General features: G+C 53.4%; 21 protein-coding genes and 2 pseudogenes. 12 read left to right on the top strand and 11 right to left on the bottom strand.

Annotated elements, in window-relative coordinates; genetic code table 11:
- Nucleotides 1-88 precede the first annotated feature (88 nt).
- Together QMP16_RS22295 and QMP16_RS23595 are read right to left on the bottom strand one after the other, a co-directional pair.
- Nucleotides 89-958 (bottom strand): ABC transporter substrate-binding protein, encoded by an 870-nt coding sequence (locus tag QMP16_RS22295; protein WP_348774630.1) that lies wholly within the window; start codon nucleotides 956-958, stop codon nucleotides 89-91.
- 12 nt (nucleotides 959-970) lie between these two features.
- Complete coding sequence (locus tag QMP16_RS23595) at nucleotides 971-1,225, bottom strand: hypothetical protein (RefSeq protein WP_348774631.1); 255 nt, start codon at nucleotides 1,223-1,225, stop codon at nucleotides 971-973.
- Here QMP16_RS23595 and QMP16_RS22290 point away from each other — a divergent pair.
- Nucleotides 1,174-1,692 carry a GntR family transcriptional regulator gene (locus QMP16_RS22290; RefSeq protein ID WP_282154193.1) on the top strand — a complete coding sequence of 173 codons (519 nt, stop codon included), beginning with the start codon at nucleotides 1,174-1,176 and terminating at the stop codon, nucleotides 1,690-1,692. The genes QMP16_RS23595 and QMP16_RS22290 overlap by 52 nt on opposite strands.
- A 112-nt stretch (nucleotides 1,693-1,804) precedes the next feature.
- Here the strand turns inward: QMP16_RS22290 and QMP16_RS22285 are convergent, their stop codons facing one another.
- A complete protein-coding gene (locus tag QMP16_RS22285) occupies nucleotides 1,805-3,064 on the bottom strand; it encodes a replication initiation protein (protein ID WP_282154192.1) in 1,260 nt (419 codons plus the stop codon).
- A gap of 578 nt (nucleotides 3,065-3,642) precedes the next feature.
- Between QMP16_RS22285 and QMP16_RS22280 the strand changes: the two genes are divergently transcribed.
- The 5 genes and pseudogenes from QMP16_RS22280 to QMP16_RS22260 all read left to right on the top strand — a co-directional run bounded on the left by QMP16_RS22280 (nucleotide 3,643) and on the right by QMP16_RS22260 (nucleotide 8,863).
- Complete coding sequence (locus QMP16_RS22280; protein ID WP_282154191.1) at nucleotides 3,643-5,028, top strand: AAA family ATPase; 1,386 nt, start codon at nucleotides 3,643-3,645, stop codon at nucleotides 5,026-5,028.
- Nucleotides 5,021-6,088, top strand: a complete 1,068-nt coding sequence (locus QMP16_RS22275) for a ParB/RepB/Spo0J family partition protein (protein WP_282154190.1) — start codon at nucleotides 5,021-5,023, stop codon at nucleotides 6,086-6,088. The genes QMP16_RS22280 and QMP16_RS22275 overlap by 8 nt, the downstream gene beginning before the upstream one ends.
- A 277-nt stretch (nucleotides 6,089-6,365) precedes the next feature.
- Nucleotides 6,366-6,746 (top strand): annotated as a pseudogene (locus QMP16_RS22270) (DDE-type integrase/transposase/recombinase); the annotation flags it as partial.
- 588 nt (nucleotides 6,747-7,334) lie between these two features.
- On the top strand, nucleotides 7,335-8,273 hold the full coding sequence (locus QMP16_RS22265) for a DUF1254 domain-containing protein (protein ID WP_282154189.1): 939 nt from the start codon (nucleotides 7,335-7,337) through the stop codon (nucleotides 8,271-8,273).
- Between the two features lie 215 nt (nucleotides 8,274-8,488).
- Nucleotides 8,489-8,863 (top strand): hypothetical protein, encoded by a 375-nt coding sequence (locus tag QMP16_RS22260; protein ID WP_282154188.1) that lies wholly within the window; start codon nucleotides 8,489-8,491, stop codon nucleotides 8,861-8,863.
- Here the strand turns inward: QMP16_RS22260 and QMP16_RS22255 are convergent.
- The 3 genes from QMP16_RS22255 to QMP16_RS22245 all read right to left on the bottom strand — a co-directional run bounded on the left by QMP16_RS22255 (nucleotide 8,860) and on the right by QMP16_RS22245 (nucleotide 13,158).
- Nucleotides 8,860-11,028 carry a Tex family protein gene (locus QMP16_RS22255; protein WP_282154187.1) on the bottom strand — a complete coding sequence of 723 codons (2,169 nt, stop codon included), beginning with the start codon at nucleotides 11,026-11,028 and terminating at the stop codon, nucleotides 8,860-8,862. The genes QMP16_RS22260 and QMP16_RS22255 overlap by 4 nt on opposite strands.
- Before the next feature lie 75 nt (nucleotides 11,029-11,103).
- A complete protein-coding gene (locus QMP16_RS22250; protein WP_282154186.1) occupies nucleotides 11,104-12,126 on the bottom strand; it encodes an Ldh family oxidoreductase in 1,023 nt (340 codons plus the stop codon).
- Nucleotides 12,127-12,213: 87 nt separating this feature from the next.
- Nucleotides 12,214-13,158 carry a c-type cytochrome gene (locus QMP16_RS22245; RefSeq protein WP_282154185.1) on the bottom strand — a complete coding sequence of 315 codons (945 nt, stop codon included), beginning with the start codon at nucleotides 13,156-13,158 and terminating at the stop codon, nucleotides 12,214-12,216.
- 84 nt (nucleotides 13,159-13,242) lie between these two features.
- On the opposite strand from QMP16_RS22245, the gene QMP16_RS22240 reads away from it, so the two are divergent.
- Genes QMP16_RS22240 through QMP16_RS22230 form a run of 3 tightly spaced genes read left to right on the top strand, consistent with a single transcriptional unit; the run spans nucleotide 13,243 to nucleotide 15,661 of the window.
- Nucleotides 13,243-13,779: an RNA polymerase sigma factor gene (locus tag QMP16_RS22240; RefSeq protein WP_282154184.1), complete on the top strand. Its 537-nt coding sequence runs from the start codon at nucleotides 13,243-13,245 to the stop codon at nucleotides 13,777-13,779.
- Nucleotides 13,776-14,522 carry a hypothetical protein gene (locus tag QMP16_RS22235; protein WP_282154183.1) on the top strand — a complete coding sequence of 249 codons (747 nt, stop codon included), beginning with the start codon at nucleotides 13,776-13,778 and terminating at the stop codon, nucleotides 14,520-14,522. Before QMP16_RS22240 ends, QMP16_RS22235 begins: the two co-directional genes overlap by 4 nt.
- Nucleotides 14,523-14,581: 59 nt before the next feature.
- A complete protein-coding gene (locus tag QMP16_RS22230; RefSeq protein WP_282154182.1) occupies nucleotides 14,582-15,661 on the top strand; it encodes a helix-turn-helix domain-containing protein in 1,080 nt (359 codons plus the stop codon).
- A 46-nt stretch (nucleotides 15,662-15,707) separates the two neighbouring features.
- On the opposite strand, the pseudogene QMP16_RS22225 reads toward QMP16_RS22230, so the two are convergent.
- A pseudogene (locus tag QMP16_RS22225) lies at nucleotides 15,708-15,848 on the bottom strand (IS5/IS1182 family transposase); the annotation flags it as partial.
- Nucleotides 15,849-16,201: 353 nt separating this feature from the next.
- On the opposite strand from QMP16_RS22225, the gene QMP16_RS22220 reads away from it, so the two are divergent.
- Together QMP16_RS22220 and QMP16_RS23710 are read left to right on the top strand one after the other, a co-directional pair.
- Entirely contained in the window at nucleotides 16,202-16,489 is a 288-nt protein-coding gene (locus QMP16_RS22220) for a hypothetical protein (RefSeq protein ID WP_282154181.1), read from the top strand.
- Nucleotides 16,414-16,725, top strand: a complete 312-nt coding sequence (locus QMP16_RS23710) for a hypothetical protein (protein ID WP_432653429.1) — start codon at nucleotides 16,414-16,416, stop codon at nucleotides 16,723-16,725. Before QMP16_RS22220 ends, QMP16_RS23710 begins: the two co-directional genes overlap by 76 nt.
- Before the next feature lie 485 nt (nucleotides 16,726-17,210).
- Here QMP16_RS23710 and QMP16_RS22215 read toward each other — a convergent pair whose 3' ends face one another.
- Both QMP16_RS22215 and QMP16_RS22210 read right to left on the bottom strand, forming a co-directional pair.
- Nucleotides 17,211-18,119, bottom strand: coding sequence for a c-type cytochrome (locus tag QMP16_RS22215; RefSeq protein ID WP_282154180.1), 909 nt, complete (start codon nucleotides 18,117-18,119; stop codon nucleotides 17,211-17,213).
- A gap of 13 nt (nucleotides 18,120-18,132) precedes the next feature.
- The gene (locus QMP16_RS22210) at nucleotides 18,133-18,600 is read right to left on the bottom strand and encodes a c-type cytochrome (RefSeq protein WP_282154179.1); all 468 of its coding nucleotides are present in this window, start codon (nucleotides 18,598-18,600) and stop codon (nucleotides 18,133-18,135) included.
- 86 nt (nucleotides 18,601-18,686) lie between these two features.
- On the opposite strand from QMP16_RS22210, the gene QMP16_RS22205 reads away from it, so the two are divergent.
- A complete protein-coding gene (locus tag QMP16_RS22205) occupies nucleotides 18,687-19,532 on the top strand; it encodes a LysR family transcriptional regulator (RefSeq protein ID WP_282154178.1) in 846 nt (281 codons plus the stop codon).
- 271 nt (nucleotides 19,533-19,803) lie between these two features.
- Here the strand turns inward: QMP16_RS22205 and QMP16_RS22200 are convergent, their stop codons facing one another.
- Both QMP16_RS22200 and QMP16_RS22195 read right to left on the bottom strand, forming a co-directional pair.
- Nucleotides 19,804-20,196: a hypothetical protein gene (locus tag QMP16_RS22200; RefSeq protein ID WP_282154177.1), complete on the bottom strand. Its 393-nt coding sequence runs from the start codon at nucleotides 20,194-20,196 to the stop codon at nucleotides 19,804-19,806.
- 106 nt (nucleotides 20,197-20,302) lie between these two features.
- Nucleotides 20,303-20,755, bottom strand: coding sequence for a hypothetical protein (locus tag QMP16_RS22195; protein ID WP_282154176.1), 453 nt, complete (start codon nucleotides 20,753-20,755; stop codon nucleotides 20,303-20,305).
- Nucleotides 20,756-20,841 lie beyond the last annotated feature (86 nt).

The raw sequence follows: 20,841 nt of genomic DNA, 5'->3' as shown, positions 1-20,841 counted from the left end.
TTTCGGCTGATTATTGCTGCTGATCACTCGCGCGCTAACCCAACAATCGTCAATGTCAAAAAGTTTGCAACAGAGCCCCGGAAAACTACTAGGGCAGACCGGCTTGGGCAGCAGGCGAAGATCCGTTTCTGTCGCCATCAAATTCGGCAATCTGACGCTTTTGTCCGAACGACGTCGTGCCCACAAACCGCATCTTGGCGTCGCCCTTCATGAACGGGTTGGGGGCCTCGATACCCACCGGGTTCGCATTCAATGTCACCAAAATGTACTCCAACGCGCAAACCTTGGTGTTGGACTCGTCGTTATACTCGCCGAAGATATCGGTATAGCGTTTGACGAATTCTTTCATGTCATCCGATGCAATCTCAGGCGTTGACGCGCCCCCAACCGACATGAAGCCGTTGGCCAAGTCCCCTGCCACCTCGCGCAGAACCGTCGCATCCTGCACGGTTTCGGTTGAGAACATGCCTTTGAACCCAAGTTCACACGCCGAGCGGATCAACTGCGGCGCATTGGCCGGGGATACTCCGGACAGGACCAGCAAGTCAGGCTGCGAGCGCATGACAGGGGTTAGAACCGCAGTAAAATCCGTGGTATCCACCTGATAGGTTACGTTGTCAGAAACAACCTCAAGCCCCAAAACATTGGCAGCTTCGATACCTCCATCCCGTTGGCTGAGCGGGTCGGACTCGTTCGCGGCCACAAAAGCAACGGATTTTACACTCTTTTCATCCTTGAGGTATTTATAGATCGCGGATCCTGATTGATAGTTCGCAACCATGCCCAAAACGGCGTTTGACGTCGGGGCCGAGTATAACTCTTTCGGGAAAGCATAGGGAAAATACATGATCCCTTGGGTTTCGGCGACAGGTCGCACGGCTGCAGCACCGTCATCCACGTTGGGACCGAACAGATAGTTGATATCTTCCTGCGCCATCTTTTCCATACCGGCGATCACACGCTTGGGGTCTTATTGATGAACAAAAGAAACGATTTCGCTATCGTAAGTGGTGTCTCCGATCCTGTAACCGCCGGACTCGTTTATCCAGTCGGCCCGTGCCTCCATCGCACGTTGATTTGAGATACCCCAAGCAGCCGCCGGACCCGAGGTCACCCCAACAAAGCCTATCTTCAGCACTGGGTTTTCGGCCCAGGCTGTCGATCCAAGGACGGATGCGGCCGAAGCCAAAGCAACAGAAGATTTCATCAGATTTCTGCGGTTCACTATTTCCTCCCTACTTAGATCTCGGCGCCTATGTAGCGTGCCCCAGTGCTGATGAAGCCCGCGAGGTTTTTGTTGCCCGCCTGATGATTGAAACCGGGATCGTGCGGGAACTGGCACGCGACGTTGGCGAAACTGGAGTTCAAATCCTGCGCGCACATGTCGAGAGGAAAGAGGTCGCGCGCAAAATTGATGACCGAACCGAAATTATTAGCCTTTCGGGTGCCTTTCATGTCGAACTAGCGAGGTGCCATGAGAACTCGGTTCCGACCCGCGTTGTACGCGAATTGGTAACCCGAGCTTCACTGATCGTCGCACTATTCGGAACAAACCAAGGCTCAACCTGCCCGGATGATGTGCACGTATCTATTATCGATGCTATTGTCAGCGGAGACCCTCAATCTGCTGAAGACGCCATTCGTCATCACCTCCTGCACGTTCAAACCAACACTCATATCGCTCAAACGTAAATCAGGCTTAATGCTCAAAAGAAGAACATAATGCGCACCACTTTGCGCTTGGTGAAATCTCATAATCTGCGTAAAAAAGCAACAGCCTTAGTGCACGCTTTTGAAACAACACTCATATGAATACCTCTGGTTCGAGATCTTCCCAGAATTCGAATATCTTTGTGGCGTTCAACCCTGATCGCCACCCATGAGCTCTGAAATGCTCTCGGTCGAGATCATTATCAAGGCCCGATAGAAAGAGCCGCTTGTCGGCATCGCGTTGCGTTGGGTTTCGCCGCGAAACCAGGTCCTCAACAATTGCCAATCGCCGCGCGCGTTCGGTTCGCTCTACAGTCCTTGCTTCGTATTCCTTGTCCTGCTGCACTTGTTCGGCAGTCCTGCGTTTTACAGCATCACCCACTGATGGGCCTGGCACCGCCGACGTCCTCTTTTCTGGTGCTTGATAGTTGTCCCGCAAAGCAGCGGACAGGAAACCAAGAGTCGATTTAACTCCATCCCTGCCCTTGGCATATTCGAGCTTTTCCCGAACATAGTCTTCGCCATGTTCAGAAATCCATTGTCGTGCCAACCTGTCGGACACACCTTGCTGGCGCAGCGTCTTGTAGATTGTCAGATTGCGAACGCCATCTTCATCATCAATCTCAAACATCGCTTTCTGCGGGTTACCCTTTATCAGAAACCGGATATCTGTAACTGTGCGGCCTTTCTTCTGAAATTCAGGCTCAATGAGAATATCAGAGCTTTTGTTAACTTCGGCGACAGCTGGTTTAATGATCTTGGCATTTAGATGCTTGAAGCTGCCATAGTAATCGCTTCCGTCGACCCCCATCAGCTTTCTGAAGACTTCCAATGCCCACCAACCGGTCGATCCTGTCCGGACAAATCGATAGCAATTTTCATAGAGCGCTAAACCGTGTCCTGAACTAAAATTTCTCTGAATCTGGACATTTATTAACGCGTAGATCTTCGGATCATAAAGTTTCTGCGCCAATGCTGGTGAATATGCGTATTCACAGATTCCATTCTTCAACTTTGCAAAACTCAACAAAGATGAAACACCCCATTCCTGGCGTCCCTGCTCATCCAACATGTCCCATTCAGCGACCGTTTCAGCCAGAGCGCGCAAGCTTGCTCGCAACGTGTCAAAGTCGTTTGAGTTATATCCAACCATCATCGCCAACGTCCGGGCGTCAATTGTATGGGTCGGGGCGGACGTCAGCGCGTCATATGCATTCAACAACAAAACGTTCGACAACTTGCGTTGCAACAGCGTCAACTTCCCGCTGATGTGAATCGCGGCGACGTTTTTCTTAACTGTCTCCCGACGCAACGCGCCTGAGAGGTTGTCCATGTTTACTTGTGTATCCGGCATGATTCTGCCTGGCTGCTCGTTTGCTCATTATTTGCATGATAGGTACCTGAGTTGCAATCTAATTTAGGTGCCTATATACAGGATGACGCCAATCCCGTGGACGGGTACCTTAGGAAGTTAGCCCAAAAGTTATCCACAGAAACGCATGGGAAAGATTCGCACGAAGCAAAGAACACGCAAACTCTCGTGCCCTGAACCCCAATTTAGAGCCTTTTTCAAGGTAAATACTGGCGTCCTGAGAATCGGGACCCGTCTAACCGTAACTTGGCGCCATACGTCCTGTACTTGGGTACTTATGATCCCGTATGCGGGTCCCCTTGACCCTGTAAATGGTTACTCAAAAACATGTAATCTTTTGTATTAAATAGATTTTTTCACCCCAAAGATTCTAAATTATACAAACTAACTAAACAATTTGTTGCGTTCTGTTTTATTGATTATTCAAGTTTCGTGGCGAAACCTAGTGGGAACTACAACTTCAGTGGAAAAAACGAAGAGGAAGGATAGCCTCTCATCTAAATGTTCGCTACATTGCGCTATATACGCCGCCAAGGCGAACATTACCTGAGGTACCGACAGTGAATAAGACCAACCAACCTCCCCTGCCCCCTTATCTTAATCTCGATCCGGAAAAAGCAGCGGCAAAGTTACCTGATCCTATTGGAACTTCACGATTCGCTAAAGCCGCCACTTTCTGTGCAAAAGGACGCGAGGACTTAGCCCGGAGAGGCTACGCACCCGACGGTGAAAAACGGTTACGTCGTTTCTCTATCTGGGAGATCACCAAGTACCTAATTCCCGTAGCCCCTGCTCACCTAAGACGCGTCCTCAAAGCAAATACCGAGCTCCCACAAGGAGAGGGAGAAGCAGGGTCAAAGTGGTTTACTCTTGAAGAGGTTCTAACGCTTAGAAAACACTTTGCCGCGGAAGGTGTCAGTACTAAGGAATACTTGCCATATCGTCCGGAAGGCCTGCCTGCCAAAGTCGTATCAGTAGCGAACTTCAAAGGGGGCGTTGGCAAGACATCAACCGCTGCTCACCTTGCTATGTCTGCGGCATTAGATGGCTACAAAGTTCTGGTAATTGATCTAGATAGCCAGGGATCGATGACGTCAATTCTTGGCGGAACAGTTGCGGACGAGTGGCAAACAGTATTTCCGCTGATAGCCAAAGATTACGCGAGGGCTGTTCAAGAAGAGAACCGCGTCCGGCAGGTTGGCGGGCAGGCCGAAATCCCTTTGGATGAAACACTGCAAGAGGCGCTAGCAACAAGCCCAACTGACGTCATCCAGAAAACGCATTGGCCCAATATCGACCTTATTGGTGCCCAACTGAATTTGTACTGGGCAGAATTCCAAATCCCGGTGTGGCGTATGGGGTTAAAAAGTTGGCCACTGTGGGATGGTCTGACCAACTTTCTTGAGACTGAAGGTGTTCTTAACGACTACGACATCGTATTCATTGATACCCCTCCTGCACTTGGGTACCTAACGATCAACGCATTGGCTGCAGCGGATATCCTTTTGGTCCCGCTTGGAGCGTCATTCCTGGAGTTCGATTCAACCGGCCGCTTCTTTGACATGCTGTATACGACGTTCGCAAGTATCGAAGATGGGGAGAACACCGCCCAGCGAGCAGCCGGATTGCCAGAGTTGAAGTTCGAATGGGATGTCGTTCGGGCAATCATTACCCGATTTGATGCCAGCCAACAGACAGATATGGCGAACGTGATCCAGGCGTATTTTGGCGACTTCATGAACGCTTACCGACAGGACTTCACTGCTTTGGTCGGGCAGGCGGGTGAACAAGTGAACGGTATTTACGAGGCTGATTACCGAGATTTTAACCGCGAAACCTATGTCCGTGGACGTGAAACTTTTGATCGTACCTACGCGGAATTTAAAGAAGTTCTAATAGGTTGTTGGTGGCGGGATGCCCAAATGGGAGGAGAGTCGAATGGCTAAACGTAGAAGACTTGCTGTTCCAAACACAGCGGAATTAGAAGAGTTGGAGGTGGGTTTCGCCGCGAAACCTTCTTTGAACCCGTTTGACGGTACAACGCCTACACCACCGATTGCACAGGTAGCAGCAGAGGCTGCATCCTTAAGTGGAATGGCGACTGTCACGGACCGTGTGGAATTAGCCAAGGATCAAAGCGACGCAGCAAGGTGGCGAGACGCAAAGGATGCGGGTTTGGTGGCTGAAATGCTACCGATTGAGTCGATTGATGCTGAGTATATTCGTCGAGATCGGATGGTCGAAGACGAAGAGGCTATGGCGGAGCTTTTGGAGTCTTTGAGAACAAACGGGTTGCGTACACCTATTGAAGTGACGCGTGATGGCGAAAGCTATGGTCTTATTTCGGGGTTCAGGCGCTTAGACGCTTTTAGACGTTTGTCCAAAACTGATGATCGGTTTGCAACCATTCCTGCCTTCGTGAGAGGTGCCGGTTCGGGGCAGGGGGCTTACGTATCGATGGTCGAGGAAAATGAGCTACGCTCTAACCTAAGCCCATACGAGCGTGGACGAATTGCAGTTCTGGCAGTAGGGCAGGGGATATTCGAGTCTACCGAGGCAGCAGTCGATGTCTTGTTTGCAGCGGCCTCCAAAGCCAAGAGATCAAAAGTTCGTAGCTTTGCTATGGTCCATGAAGCTCTCGGTGACTTGCTGCAACATCCTGTGGCGCTTTCTGAGAAGGCGGGATTAAAACTCGCATCGGCGCTGAGAGGGGGGGCTCAGAGTAAACTTCGTCGGGCACTGGCAGAGGCAGAGGTTATTGACCCTAAAACCGAATGGGACGCTCTGGAAAATGCAATGAAGTCGTCTCCTTCGCCTACTACTGAGAAGCCCCGTGGCGGGCGTCCGCAGCTAGTCCAACCGTTGACACCTATCAAGTTGGGTGGAGGGGGGACAATACAGGCCGAGCTGTCACCAGATGAAGTTCGCATTCGAGTCCGAGTGCGGGGAGTATCGACCGAGGATGCTCAAGAACTGATAGAACAGATCGCGCGCCACCTTGGTTAGTTTCGTGGCGAAACCAGAACTAAGCAGATGATGTCCGTTTCCATTGGCGGCTTGGCATCAAAAAGTTCGCGCAACTGCAGGTCATCTATATAGTGATCAAAAAACTCTTTTTATGATCACTATGGGAACTGGCGCTTTGCTACCTTAAAACCCCTTGAACTCAAGTTTTCGACAGATTATGGTTGAACGCTGGGATCTGTTGCAAACTTTTGACCATTGACATTCGTGGCCGAAGCGCCGGCGTAGCGACCGGCGTTACCCAGTTGAAGGTTGGTCTATGATTACTTTCAAAGGTGCGCAGTATCTAAAAGAAGTGATCCCATTCGCAGTGTGTTTCTTTGTTCGATACGGTGTCTCTTAGCCAGACCTGGAAGAAATCATGGCCGAGCGCGGTGTTTCAGTGGATTGCACCACGCTGAACCGATGGGTAACACGCTATTCTGGTGCATTCGCTGAGGCAGCACGTCGCCGCATAGTGCCATGCGACCATTCTTGGAGATTGGGCAAAACCTAAATCAAAGTGAAAGGTGCATCGGGTTACCTATATTGGGCCGTCGTCTAATACGGCAAGACCCTAGAATTCATGCTTTCACGACGTCTAAACAAACCCGCCGCGACAAAATTTTTTGCCCATGATGGTGGAGGGCAAGGCTTTCCCTGCACCGGAGACACAAAACGGGATCGAAGTTGCGCACGAAATCCGCAAGGGCCAACTCACGCTAGGGCTCTGTCCGTTTCGGCAGCTCGCCGAGGGAGCTCGTCTTACTTCGGTGTTGTCGCAAGAACACCTGTGCACGATCAGAACTTTGCAACAAAACCTCATTGGCACAATTTCTTGTCTGGATTGAAGATCACGCAGGATCCAACGTTTGTTCTCTGGCGGGTTTCAGCATGATCTTTTTGAAACGCTGCCACCGTCCCAGAAATGTGGTTTTGTATGTCGTGTACTTCTATTTGAGATGCGCAGTTTCCTCTCGAGATCTGGAGAAGATCCTAACCGAGCGCGGCGTCACTGTTGATCATGCGACACTCAGCAGGAGGGTGGTTAAACTCTCCCCCTTTGGTTGCTAACGAAGCGCACAAGCGAAAGAAAGCTTGCGCTGCTTACTTATGCACGGATGAAACCCATCTCAAAGGGCGCGGCCAGTGGACGTAACTTTACCTCTCAGTCGTTCCCGATCTAGGAGCCGAGGTTCGCGCTGCAGGCGGCCTTGGATGTTTGAACTTTGGTTACAACTGGTTCAGTGTGTCTGATGGCCCGGCTATTATTCACGCGCCGACCTATAACAGGTTTTTCCGTATTTCGATCTTTGATATTAACCACAACACCTATGCGGTCATTGTGAATCCCGACCTGCTTATTCTGATCACACGTCCGGGCCAACCCATTCCCAAGGGCTCATATGGCCACGTCGTCAACCTGGAAACGGATCAGGGCCTCGTGTCTACGCGTATGTTAGTCGACGAAAACCTCGGCGAAGTACCGGGCCTTGGCAAATCCATCACAATGGACGGCGGTAAGGGGGACATGAATCGCAATGTTCAAAGGTTCCCGTCCGAAATTGAATGGCAAGCTCTGGAAATCATCGATTCGATTGTGTTGAACGGCAGCAGTCCGAGTGTTTCTTTTGGCAAGAGATCTAGTGACGTTGGGGAGTTGTCGCTCGCTGCCGGGGGCCAGCAAGGACAGTTGGACACACCACCTGACGCCGTTGGTTACAATGCGCTCTTCACGGACACCCAAGGTGAACCGTTCAATGGAGAGGACTCGCACAAAGTTACGGTTCCGGTAGAAATAGTGCGTGACGACGGCTATCTTTCGATTACGGTCTACGGGCCCAATGACAAGCTTCTAATATCCAATGATCAAAACGGGTACGACCGGACGACCTTTTTGTCTGGAACCAACGAAGACGAATCCCACACCGTGACGCACAGCCGGGATGACAGCGGCGAAAACGATCCCGACCGGGACGCCGGTTTACGTTCTTCTGCGCGCTTATGTGCCTGTCGCCGGAGCAGACATAGAAACTGTTGTGGAGAAGCAATAAATGAGCATGCATTTAGAATTATTTTACGTGTCAGCGATTTGCAGCTCTGTATTTCCGGCCCTTGCATTGGTGGACAAAATGCCTGTCACCCTCGACAACTACAAGGTTGCGAAAACCGGTCTGAGTTTTTCTGATGCCGCCAAAATCGCTTTTGGATACAGTGTTTGCTACCATCCCGATGGCTTGGTTGCGCTTGATGAGCAAGCGGTTGTTCGGATGAACTGTGACGCCGTTCATTCAGCCTACGTCGCCGACGTAGCAATGGTGGGACAACCACTTTGCCGGATGCTGGAGATCGCTATCTCTGGGCCATGGTGCACAAAACAATCACTATATCGATTAGGTTCTTTTGGAACCGGACACCCACGAGATCAAATCCGAGACCGATTTTGCCCTCATTGTTGTCCACATCCAGATAAATGCCAAATTGCACGAAGGCCGGTTTTTCTCAATCACCGTATATCGTGAGCACGGCTATATCGACACCGAGAACGCCATGTTGAACAAATACAACATTGCTTTCTACGACGACGATACATTCACCGGCTCAATAGGAGACACCGTATCGAACATAGAAACACATAGCGAACGGTTTCACGTCATTTTGACACTGCGTACCTTTGAAAGCAATCATGGATCAACCTTTAATTGGCTAACGCCGGTCGCCACGCAGGCGCTGATAGCCACCAAGGTCAATGGTCAAAAGTTTGCTACAGAGTCCTAGCGTTCTGCTCCGCTATCCTTTCGCATGGTCAGACCAATACGCTTGCGCTGCACGTCTACCTGGACCACTCTGACTTTGACCATCTGGCCTGTTTTCACCACCTCATGCGGGTCTTTGACAAACCTGTCCGCTAGCTGACTGACATGGACCAAGCCGTCCTGATGCACGCCCACGTCGACAAAGGCGCCAAACGCGGCCACATTGGTGACTGTCCCTTCCAGCACCATTCCAGATTTCAGATCGGTAATCTCTTCGACCCCATCAGTAAACGAAGCGGTCACGAAACTAGGGCGAGGATCACGACCTGGCTTTTCCAGCTCTGAGAAAATGTCTTGCACAGTCGGAAGGCCAAAATCTTCATTCACGAACTGTTCTACGCTCAGCCCTTTCAAGGCACCGTCATGCCCCATGATTTGGCGAATATCACGACCACAGGCAGATACGATCCGTTTTGCAATTTTGTATGCTTCTGGATGCACCGAGGACGCGTCCAAGGGTTCCACGCCATCCCGTATCCGCAAAAAACCTGCGCACTGCTCGTAGGCGCGCGGGCCAAGACGCGCGACGCGCAGCAACTCCTTGCGGGATTGGAACGCGCCGTTGAGATCACGATGCATAACAATAGCCTCCGCAAGGCCGGGCCCAAGACCAGAAACGTGTGAGAGTAGGGGGGCAGAGGCCGTATTCAGATCCACACCCACAGCATTCACAACGTCTTCGATTACGGAAGCCAGCGACTGTGACAGGCGATGTTGATCAACGTCGTGCTGGTATTGACCGACGCCAATGGATTTTGGTTCGATTTTTACCAGTTCTGCCAGCGGATCCTGCAAACGGCGGGCAATCGAAACAGCGCCACGCAGCGATACATCCAGGTCCGGAAATTCACGCGCGGCCAATTCTGATGCCGAATAGACCGAAGCTCCGGCCTCTGAAACGACAACCTTGGTTGGGGCTTTGACGCCCTTCGGCAGCAGTTTTAACGTGTCAGCAACCATCTTTTCGGTCTCGCGGCTCGCTGTGCCGTTGCCGATAGCGATTAGGTCAATCTTATGGGCTGAGATCAAGCGCAGGATCGCCGCCTGCGATCCGCGCAAATCATTCTTGGGTTGGAATGGGTACAAGGTTTCCGTCGCAACCACCTTGCCTGTTGCATCAACGACTGCGGCTTTGACGCCGGTTCGGATTCCGGGATCTAATCCCAACGTGGCCCTCGCGCCGGCGGGTGCGGAGAATAGTAAGTCTTTGAGATTGCGTGAAAAAACGTGAATTGCTTCGTCTTGCGCACGGCTGCGTAAATCGGCCATCAACTCGACCATCATCGAAAGGGATAGTTTTACCCGCCACGTCCAGCCGGCAACCTTTCGCAGCCATTTATCACCGGGTGCATCGCTGCGCGTCTGCAGATGAGTAGCCACCATAGCTTCGGCTCGCGCAGCGCCAGCCTCGGGCTCTGGGGCGATGTCCAGCGTGACGATCCCCTCTTTCGACGCTCGTAACATTGCAAGGGCGCGGTGCGATGGGGTCTTGGCCCAAAGTTCCGTATGATCGAAGTAGTCGCTGAACTTGGCGCCCTCTTGCTGTTTACCCTCGATCACTTTCGAGGTCAGCAAGGCCTCGCGTTGCATGAAATTTCGCAATTCACCCAGAAGCGCGGCGTTTTCAGTCAACCGTTCAGTGATTATGTCCCGAGCGCCATTCAATGCGTCTTTTGTCGTGGGAACCGGCTCGCCAATGTAACCCTGTGCCAGCCCTTCGGGATCGGTGGAACGGTTCGATAGGATTGCATCGGCAAGCGGTTCCAGCCCATTTTCGCGCGCAATCATCGCCTTGGTGCGGCGCTTGGGTTTGTAGGGCAGGTAGATGTCTTCCAGTTGGGCTTTGGTGTCTGCCTGCGCGATGGACTTCGCCAACTCGTCGGTCAATTTGTCCTGATCCTTGATTGAACTCAGGATGGTTGCGCGTCGCGCCTCTAGTTCGCGCAGATAGGTCAAACGGTCCGACAAAGTTCGAAGTTGCGTGTCATCCAACCCGCCCGTCACCTCTTTACGGTAACGCGCCACGAATGGAACCGTGGCCCCTTCGTCCAGCAATTTTACCGCTGCTCTGACCTGTTCAGGGCGGGCGTTGATTTCGGTGGCGATGGTGCGGGCGATGCGGTCCAAGGGGGCCTCCTGAATTCAATTGGGAGGAACTTCTTAGCCAGCCGCACCGCTAAGGGAAAGAGAAGATCGCGGGCCTTACACCTGTTCGGCCAAAACCAGCAAATCTTCGTGCAGGGTTTTCGCGATCTCAACATATCCACGAGCGGTGTTGCGTGCGCGCGCAGCGAAACGTCTTTGCGACGGCAGGCGCGCACCCTGATCGACGATATCGGCAAAAAGACGTTCGGCGCGATCATCATTTGCTGCAGCACGACCACCGCTGAACTGGGCGGGGTCAAAGGCCAGAATGATCTCGCCGTGATAGGGCGCGCCGCCTTGGCCCTCGGCAAACTCCATGCTTTCCAGGCTGGTCAGGTCGTCGATCAACGGACCGGCCAACAGCTCGATCATAATCGACAGGGCCGACCCTTTGTAGCTGCCGAAGGTCAGCATCGCGCCTTCCATCGCGGTTTGCGGATCGGTGGTTGGATTACCGTCCTTGTCTATGGCCACACCCTCGGGCAGGGGCTTACCCGCCCTGTGATAAAGCTCAATCTCACCACGGGCAAAGGCGCTGGTGGCAAAATCAAACGTGAAGGGGTCCTTGCCCTGACGCGGCCAGCTGAAAGCCAGCGGGTTCGTACCCAGACTGCCACGATTCCCCCCAGCCGGTGCAACCCAGCTGTGGCTGGGCACCATCGCCATCGCGGCCAGGCCTTCTGAAGACAGACTTTCCACTTCGGGCCAAAGGGCCGAGAAGTGAAAACAGCGGTTGATTGCCATTGCAGCGATGCCGTGGGTGCGGGTCTTTTCGATCAGCACAGGCAATGCTTCGCGAAAAGCCAGCAAAGACATGCCTCCGCGCGCATCGACACGAACAATGGCATTATCCGAAGGCGCAAGAGCCGGGGCCACATGCCCGTCAATCTTGCCTGTCTTCATGGTGTCATTGCACATGAACAGGCGGAACAACCCATGAGATTGGCAATCGTCGACCTGGCAGGTCGTCAATACATCGGCAATGGCGGCCGCGTGTTCCGGGCCAAACCCCGACTTGGTCAGGATGGACAGGCTGAGGTTTCGGATCTCGTCCAGTGTCAGTTTGACCGTGTCGCTCATGCCGCGCGTCTCCCTTGTCTGAGGTCAGACAAGGGATAGCGTGGCAGTGCGTGTAAAGGGAACCCGCTTTATTGGATTGGCTCAGGTTTAACCCTGTGCTTCGGCTTGCAAATAGGCGATCACATTCAGGATATCGGCTTCCTTTTTCAGGCCGCGAAACTGCATCTTGTTGCCCGGAACTGTGCCTTTGGGATCCGCCAGAAAGGCGGTCAGGGTGTCGGGTGTCCAGATGATACCGGACTCCTGCAGAGGGGCCGAGAACTTAAATCCGTCAGCCTGACCCGCCGTAGCGCCGATAATGCGGTGAAGCGATGGGCCCACCGTATGGCGGTTTTCGTCCAACTTGTGGCATGCGATGCATTTGCGGAACACCTTCTTACCTGCTTTTACGTCACCTTCGATAGCAACGGCGGCAGTTACGGCGGTGGCGGCAGGTTCCGCTTGGGCTTTCTTTTCGTTCAAGTTAAATATCAGGCGCGCTGTGATGGGTACGGTCCGGGTGATGCCGGGCAGGTCGGCTAATTCCATCAACTTTTCCACACCAGCATCGACGCCTGCATCTTCTGTACTGATGAACACCATGTCATTTGTTGAAACCAAGACGGATGTTTCAGACAGGCGCGCCACAAACATCTCGGCATCAAACGCTACATCTGTGCCTGCCAGCGAAAGCATCGCTTCGACATCGACAATCGTGGTTTCGCCAACGCTCAGGGCCGTTACATCTGCCATGTCGAACTGCACCGTCAGCGATGCGCTGCCAGCTTTGCGGAACACGTATTCAACCATTCGTTCGTTTCGAATGTCGATATTGGTTTCCACCGACGAAAGGTCAATTTCAATATCGGCCTTGCCATCCGGGCCGACTTGGCCAGAGAGATTTGTGAAGGAGTTAACTTCGCCCACGGTATCTTTTTTGATCGAACCATAGGCCAGATGCGAACCTTCGGGGGCTAACGTCCAAGTTTGGGACAAAACAGGGGTTGCAACAATCGCCGACGCGATTGTGACTGCCTTCAACAGAAGTTTCATTTCTTTCCTCCTCGGGTTATGTCAGTCCTGACCCCGCGGGCCCGGTCCGTGGAAAGCAAACACACACAGGTCGCGATTTATTCGATGAGTCCCGAAATTAACTCCGAACAGGCCGTGCGCGGCGCTATCCAGACGCATTCCAAGCGGGTCTGGCGGTTTGGTCTTGCACTATCGGGGGCGTCGGACGTTGCCGATGATCTTTTGCAATCGACTTGTCTGCGTGCGTTGGAGCGTCATCATCAGGTTACGTCGTATGATCGGTTGGACAGTTGGCTGATGACGATCTGCCGCTCGATCTGGCTGAATGAGGTGCGCGCACGCTCGGTGCGTAAGGCCCAGGCGCTGTCCGTAACGCCCGAGGCCGAATTGGTTGCGACCGGACCGGATTCAGAAACGAATATTTTCGCCGCTGAGGTGTTTACACAAGTAATGGAGTTGCCAGAAGCGCAGCGGGAGACAGTCATGCTTGTGTTTGTTGAAGGATATAGCTACCGCGAAGCCGCCGCGTTGCTGGAGGTGCCAATAGGCACTATCATGAGCCGGTTGTCCAACGCCCGGCAAAAACTGAAAAACGTGATGCAGCATGATGCGGCAGACACCGTTCGACGGAGTGGCAAATGAAGTTTTCCGACGAGACGCTGAGGGCGTATCTGGAAGGCAATGCGGATGCGGCCGAGGCCGCCGCAATCGAAGCGGCGATTGAAACCGATCTTGCGCTGGAACAACGCCTGATGACACTGGACCCGTTGGCACCTGTGGTGCAATCAGTGTTCGAAAACATCCCTGCGGATGCGCCGCAGATTGAATTGCCGCAGCCAATGCCGGTCAGTACGGCCGACACCGCAGGCGGTCTCTGGCGCTTGATTGCAGTTGCCGCGTCAGTTGCCGTCGTGGCCGTGTATGCAACATTCTGGGCCACACGCCCAGAGCCAATGGGTTGGGCCGAACAGGCAGCAATCTATCAGTCGCTTTATTCGCCGGATACGATTGAATCGTTGGACAGTTCTCCGGTTGCGCTGGATGCGCAATTTGCGCGGGCTGAGGCACAGTTGGGCCGGTCGCTTAACCGGGATGCGCTTGAGACGCTGCCCGGATTGGAATTAAAACGTGCTCAGGTTCTGTCTTTTAAGGGGAAACCTCTGATTCAGGTGGTCTTTGCGGATGATCAGGGTCAGCCGCTGGCCTTCTGTGTGATCCGCCAGGGTGAAGGTGCGCCGGCAAAGGATGTCAAACTTGCGGCGATAAGTGGTGTTGCCACAGCGACATGGGCGCAGGATGGATTTGGCTATATGCTTATCGGCAGCAGCGAGCAGACTGATCTTGACCAGCAACTGAACATTCTGACCACAACATTCGCCGGTTGACCGGGGGCAGGGCGGAATACGTCTTGTGAACCGCACGAAATGTCCGAAATATAGCGGGCATGACTATGAAACCTGTGATGCCGGACCCGGATGAGGACGACGACGCGATCGGTCCTCCCAGCATCTATGACACCGACCCGGCTGAGGAAGATGATCTTTGGTTTCTCCCTCCCGATGAAGGTATGGCACAGGACGTATTTCTGCCCCCCGGTCCGGCGGTCGATCGCCGCCTTCTGTTTGACCCAAGGGATTGGCGCGCGGCGCAGGCCGAGCTGTCTTATGAACTGGCGGAACTGGCGGCCACGTTTGGGGCGTTGGACGAACGTTTGCGCGCAGGGCCGACAGGGTGGGGACACCGGTTGGCGCTGATGGATGTGTCTGATCTGGGCTGGTGGACAGGGGACAGGATCGGTGTCGACCGGCTTGCATTGTGGGTCGGATTACGGATTGGCGCAACCGGCGATGATGTCCAGGCGATGTTCCGGGCAGGCTGGGCCGTGCGCCGTCTGACGGCGGGGGCTGGCCCAGCAGAGGACGGCTGGGCCACCGGCCTGACCGCATTTCTTGATCGCATGGCACAGGGTATCGAAGACATGCCAGCGGCCGTCGCCGATTTGGCTGAGATCATGCAGAATGCAGAAGGCTTGCATCCCGTCACGCAGGCCGCAATCGGGTTTCATGCCTGGCGCGCCCTGTCGGAAGGCGTTGGTCAGGACACTGAGGCAGCGATCATTGCAGCCCGACATGCTGCGTCGATGGGGCGGGGTGGGGCGATCTTCATGCCGCTGGCGCTGTCAGGTCCGGGGGCGCTGCGCGGGGTTGGCGAACCACAGGAGAAACTCTCGGCCTGGATCAAAGGGGCAGGGCAGTCGATTTTGGCGGCTTTGTTGCACCTGGATCGGGTCAGCGCCTGGGATCAGCGCGCCCGCGAGGAGACAAGCGACCTGAGTGGTCGCACGCCACCGCGCCTGATCGACGCGCTGACCGCATGGCCCATGGTGTCGGCGCCGCTGGCCGAGGACCTGACGCAGGCTTCGCGCGCAGCGGTGCAACGCAATATCGACCGTTTTATGAACCGGGGTTTGATCCGAGAGGTAACGGGGCAGGGGCGTTACCGGGTCTGGACTGCTGCACTGTAATCTTTGAACAGCCTGCGAAATGCCCGGGCGGCAGGAAGACCTTTGGTTAACCGTCGTACCGTGTTGCGACGCGCCGCCAACTCGTCCGGTGTCCGAACATAAACTGGATGCGGTTTCGGCGTTTGGAACGCCGCTTGTCATATCGGACAGGCTTGTCGTGTGATTTTCGACCCCGGATACAGGACTTTTTAAAAAATTAGGTCGAAGGCGCGCTATCTGCTCGTTGGCCAACCGGAATAGATTGCTCATGGTACACCTTTGGAACTATGGGGCTTGAACTACGTAGACGAAATGGCGGCAACTAAATTCATGGGACCAGAACCTAGCCACTCTTATGTGCCTTTCCGTCAATATTACCGAGTTGACCTGCCCGCATTTGTTTGGCGCCGGGTGAAATGCTACAAAATAGGTGTCCTGGTGTATCCGCCTAGGGCTGTTCTGGGAAGAACAACACCTGATTGGTCACGTTGACCGGTCAGCTTGAGAGCGTGACCTGCGGATGGTCAAATGTACATGGCGCATATGCAGTCAGGAATCCCCATGATCAGTGAAATTCCCCAGGAAAATCAGGCACATGAACAATCTAAGATCTCAATCATCTTGTCTTCGCAGGATACGGTAGTGCGGCGTTATCGCAAGGGGGAAGTAATCTACTTTCCGGAAGATGAGGCTAACTACCTTTGCATTCTGGCCGATGGTTATGTTCGCCTGAGCAGCCTGACACAGAACAGTTCGAGTTTACCTATGCTATTTTGCGCCCCGGTGATACATTTGGTGAATTGGGCGTATTCCAAAAAAGCCAATATGCAGGCACCGCAACTGCGTTGAATTACGTCACTGTCTATCGCATTTGCAAGGATGTTGTGAATATGCTCAGCCGATCCAATATGTCGACCTGTCTGGCTCTGAGCGATCTGGTCGCGGAAAGGTTCCGAACATTCGTTGACGCTATGCGTTGTCTGACGATGAACAGCCGGTCGACACGCCTTGCAGAAGCTTTGTTGCGCGTTGCCAGTCAAATCGCGAGCCGATCTCGGTCGACGGACGGCGGGCGATCAAGATAGGGGCGTTTGTCACGCAATCCGATATCGGAAGCATGGTCCGCGGTACCCGCAGCAACGTGAATCGATGCCTGAAAGAGTGAAAGCGAGCCGACGCAATTCGAATTCAGGATCGCTCGATCAATATTCTGAATGCATCCTTTCTCGAGCGGCTTCACGAAATGAAATGCAGTACGGAGCAGTCAAAAAATCTTGAGTCTTGAGACGTAACCAGTGGATTTCTCAGGCAGCATCGAAGGCTTCGTTCAGATTCCGCGCGGGTCCTCTAGCAAGGTCAGGCTCTTTAGAGCGATCGGGTTATCCTGACCAAGGCGCGATAGCCAGGCGTAGATTATTGTGCCCTTAGGGCGCTACTTTTTGGCATTTCCACTGGTTCGCCCCACGCCAGACAGACTTTGATGGATCCTCGCCAGCGGCCAAAGGATTCAGCGACATAGTGGCATGCACGACGACCGTTCAACAACTTGCCGATCCCCATCAAACGGCTGTTACTCTGATGGAAGCACAATCAATTGTGCGGGAACGACTTTGAGATAGGCCGCAATTGCCAAACGGTCGTCATCTGTGAGCTGAGATGTATTCTCGATTACCTCAACCATCTCGCCACCTGCACTGTCATAATCCGGTGTGAAGCCAGATTTCAAATACTCTGCAATGTCAGCCTCGGACCAATCAAGCTGGTCAGATGTCAGGCCTGGTATGCGCCCTTTTCCATTAGGATTTGGCGCACCTGTCAGCCAAAGATCGCGTTTCAAACCACCCAAGCCATTTCGCGGCGTATGACATTCAGCACAGTGCCCAAGCGCTTCCACCAGGTATCGGCCTCGGATTTGTTGGTTGGTCAAATCGCCTTCTACCACCCAACCTGACGCCATGAACAACAGCTTCCACCCACCCAAACCCCGCCTAACGCTAAAGGGAAAACCAACCTCATGCGCTTTGCTTTCGGTCGCGACCGCAGGAAGCGTGCCGAGGAAGGCATGGAGCGATACAATATCCTCTGCGGTCATGTTGGCGTAGGTCGTATAGGGAAACGCCGGGTAATAGTGCTGCCCATTGCGTCCGGTTCCATGGATCAGGGCATTGGCCAATTCCAACGTGGACCACGAACCAATACCGGCTGCCGTATCACTGGATATATTTGGGGCAATGAAGGTGCCGAAATCCGTCTCGAACCGACGACCGCCGGCAAGCATGAGCTTTTCTTCTCCAACGGCGTCCGGTGCAGAGTGGCAAGAGGCACATCCAGCTGCGTAGAAAACGATCTCACCTCTCGTAAGATCAGAAGAGACCCCGTGCAGAAAAGCCTGGTCGACGCTTTTTGGCCGGGTCAGAACCAACCCAGCCAATCCAACCAAAAGTGCAGAGACAGCAGCGAAGAGGAAAAGCCGCCGCACAGCTATCTACCAGTCAGTCTTTCGGTGCTCTGTAAGCTTTGTGACATGCCGAGCAAGCTCCACCCAGATTACCCATTGCCCCCTTCAGGGCATCAACATCTTGCCCTGCCGCAGCCTGCATCGTAACAGCGGCGTCAGCCATGGCCTGCCCCTTAGCAGCTACGTCCGGGAAGTTTTCCCAGATTGCGGGCAGAGCACGTGTGGAAGGGTCAGATACGTTATCTGATCCAGCCGGCCACATTGCGGATTGATCAATCTGCGTCAGAACGACCAGGTTATTCGCGGCCCGTGTTGCCGCCTCCGCATCGTATTCTGTCTCTCCTTTGGCCATGCCGCCTAGAGTACCAAGATTGAATGCATAGAGCTGCATGATTGAGGTCCGAGCTTTCACAGCCGGGTTTTCGCTTTCATGGGCGATGGCAGCGCCAATTGCGGCAACTGACAATAGACCTGCCGCGAAGATTGTGAACTTCTTCATCATGATGTGTCTCCCTGTTCAATAAGCCGAATGTAAGCTTGAACGAAATTTATTGTAATTGTTTGTTATTCGTCGTCACTTGTTAATATATGAACAACGAGAATTGGGATAACATTCGCTACGCGCTTGCCGTTAGTAAACACGGTTCATTGAATGCAGCTGCCGCGGCCTTGGGTGTCACGCATGCCACGGTCCTTCGTAGAGTTGCTGCATTCGAAGAGCAAAATGGCTGCATGATTTTTCAAAAGGGCCCATCAGGGTATGCCGTTCTCCCTGAGGCTAGTGCGATTTTGTCTGCTATGGAAAGTGTTGAAGACGCAGTGCTTTCGGTGGAGCGGGCCATTGTCGGTGCAAATCGTTCCCCTGTGGGCCACGTACGCATTACATCCACCGATAGTCTTTGTCAGATTGTTCTTCCACCAATACTAAACGAGATCTCACACCTTTACCCGGGCTTGAAACTGACATTGTTGAGCGGAAACAACCACCATGATCTATCCCGGCTTTCTGCGGACATTGCTGTGCGCCCATCGGTAAAGCTGGGGGAAGGGTTAATCGGGCAACAGGCAGGAACGCTATCATTTGGAGTCTTTGACGACGGCTCCCCCGGTCGCAAGTGGATGAGGCTTGATGGAGCGTTAAGCCGTTCACTCCCTGCTAAATGGCTGAAGGAAAATGTGAGTGCCGACGATATGATCAACGGTGCAGATAGCTTTTTGGTGCTACAGCAGATGGCCGCTTCGGGAGTCGGCAAAACGATCTTGCCTTCATTTTTTGGCGACGCGGATCCTCGACTTCACAGGTCGCACGACGTGGTCCCCGAATTCGAGGTTCCGCTCTGGGTCGCAATCTTGGACGAAATAGCAAACACGCCGAGGTTTGCAATTGTACAACGAGCGTTGGTTGAACGCTTGGCCAATGTGCTGGTTGGATGATACTTTTTTCAACCGTGCTCACCCAGCAGCCAACCTATCTTTGGTAGGCTGACCGGCAGCACCCATACTTCTAGAAGAAGTACATAATGCCAAAGTATGGGCAATGTTGGTCGACGTCATGTGCGAATTCACCGGAACTTAGCGTGTCGCTGTAATCGACGCTGAAATAGCGGTATCCAAATGTGAGTGCCGTTTTCTCCCAGAGTTGGCAATCGAACCCGATATTCACGCCGATCTGAAGGTCATTCCCACCGGCGCCGAAACCGCCAGGCTATAAAGAAGCAATCCCGGTCCATTGCTTATTCAGACGCCACATACCGCGCGCGCCGATTACGGGTTCGATCCAATTCTGATCGCCACCCAAAACGAGCGGATTTCCGGGACCCGGTGTGGCTACGTCGATTTCCTGACGAATGGAGTTGTATCTAACGCCACCCTGGAGATCGGCACCCAATGGGCCAAGCATATAAGTTTCCTGTTCGATGCCAACGTAGTTGGCGTCAACGATTACTCCAAAGTCCCCATTCCATGCCTCGTACCGCCCTGTGGCCGCGAAATAGAGCATGCCCAGCAGGTCACCAAGATCCAGATCAGCACATCTGCATAGAGGGCAATTCCGGGGCTGAGATTTTTGCCACTCTGAAACTCGGCGGTCGCGAGCCAAGCGTCATTTCTCCAATCATAGGGCGCTTTGATATCTGCTTTGGCCCAATACCCGTCGCCAAACGGCTGAAGCGCAATCAAGTGCTTAGCGGTTTGGCTGACATCGGTCAGGCCATTATACGATGGAAATGCTTGACCAAAGGGATCAGCGTCAGCCCGGTGTTTGTGTTGGCAAAGGCAAAGCCACCAAACGGGGCGATCTGATCCGACCCGGTGCCAATGCCTTCATCGGGGTCGCCAAAATCAAGGGTCCACTCCAACCCAAGCGCGGATTTGACGGTCCAGGTGTCATTCAGGGGTTTCTGTGACGGGAAATAGATCAGCTTCAAACTGGTCTTTTCAAACCCGCTGAACCGTGCGCCAGTCGCATTTGTCGAATTGTAGTGGAGCTCATATTTCAGCTTCAGATCAGGGCGCAGCATATATGCGCCATCAATGAACACATCCTGACGGTCTGCCCCACCTTCAAGATCAAAATACTGATAACGAATGTCCATGTTGTTGACAGCAGCCAATGGGTTCGACGCGTTTTCCTCTGCTCCGGCAGCGATACCCGCCATCAGCAACGAGGGCGTCAGTAATGATTGGATAGTGAAATGGCGGGCCATCGTGTACCAAAAAACTTCGTGCGACTGGTGAGACGGTG

The sequence above is a fragment of the Ruegeria atlantica genome (assembly GCF_947495585.1).
GTDB classification, from domain to species: Bacteria; Pseudomonadota; Alphaproteobacteria; order Rhodobacterales; family Rhodobacteraceae; genus Ruegeria; species Ruegeria atlantica_G.
Note: the sequence above shows the minus strand (reverse complement) of the source record. Positions and strands in the feature narration are given on the sequence as shown.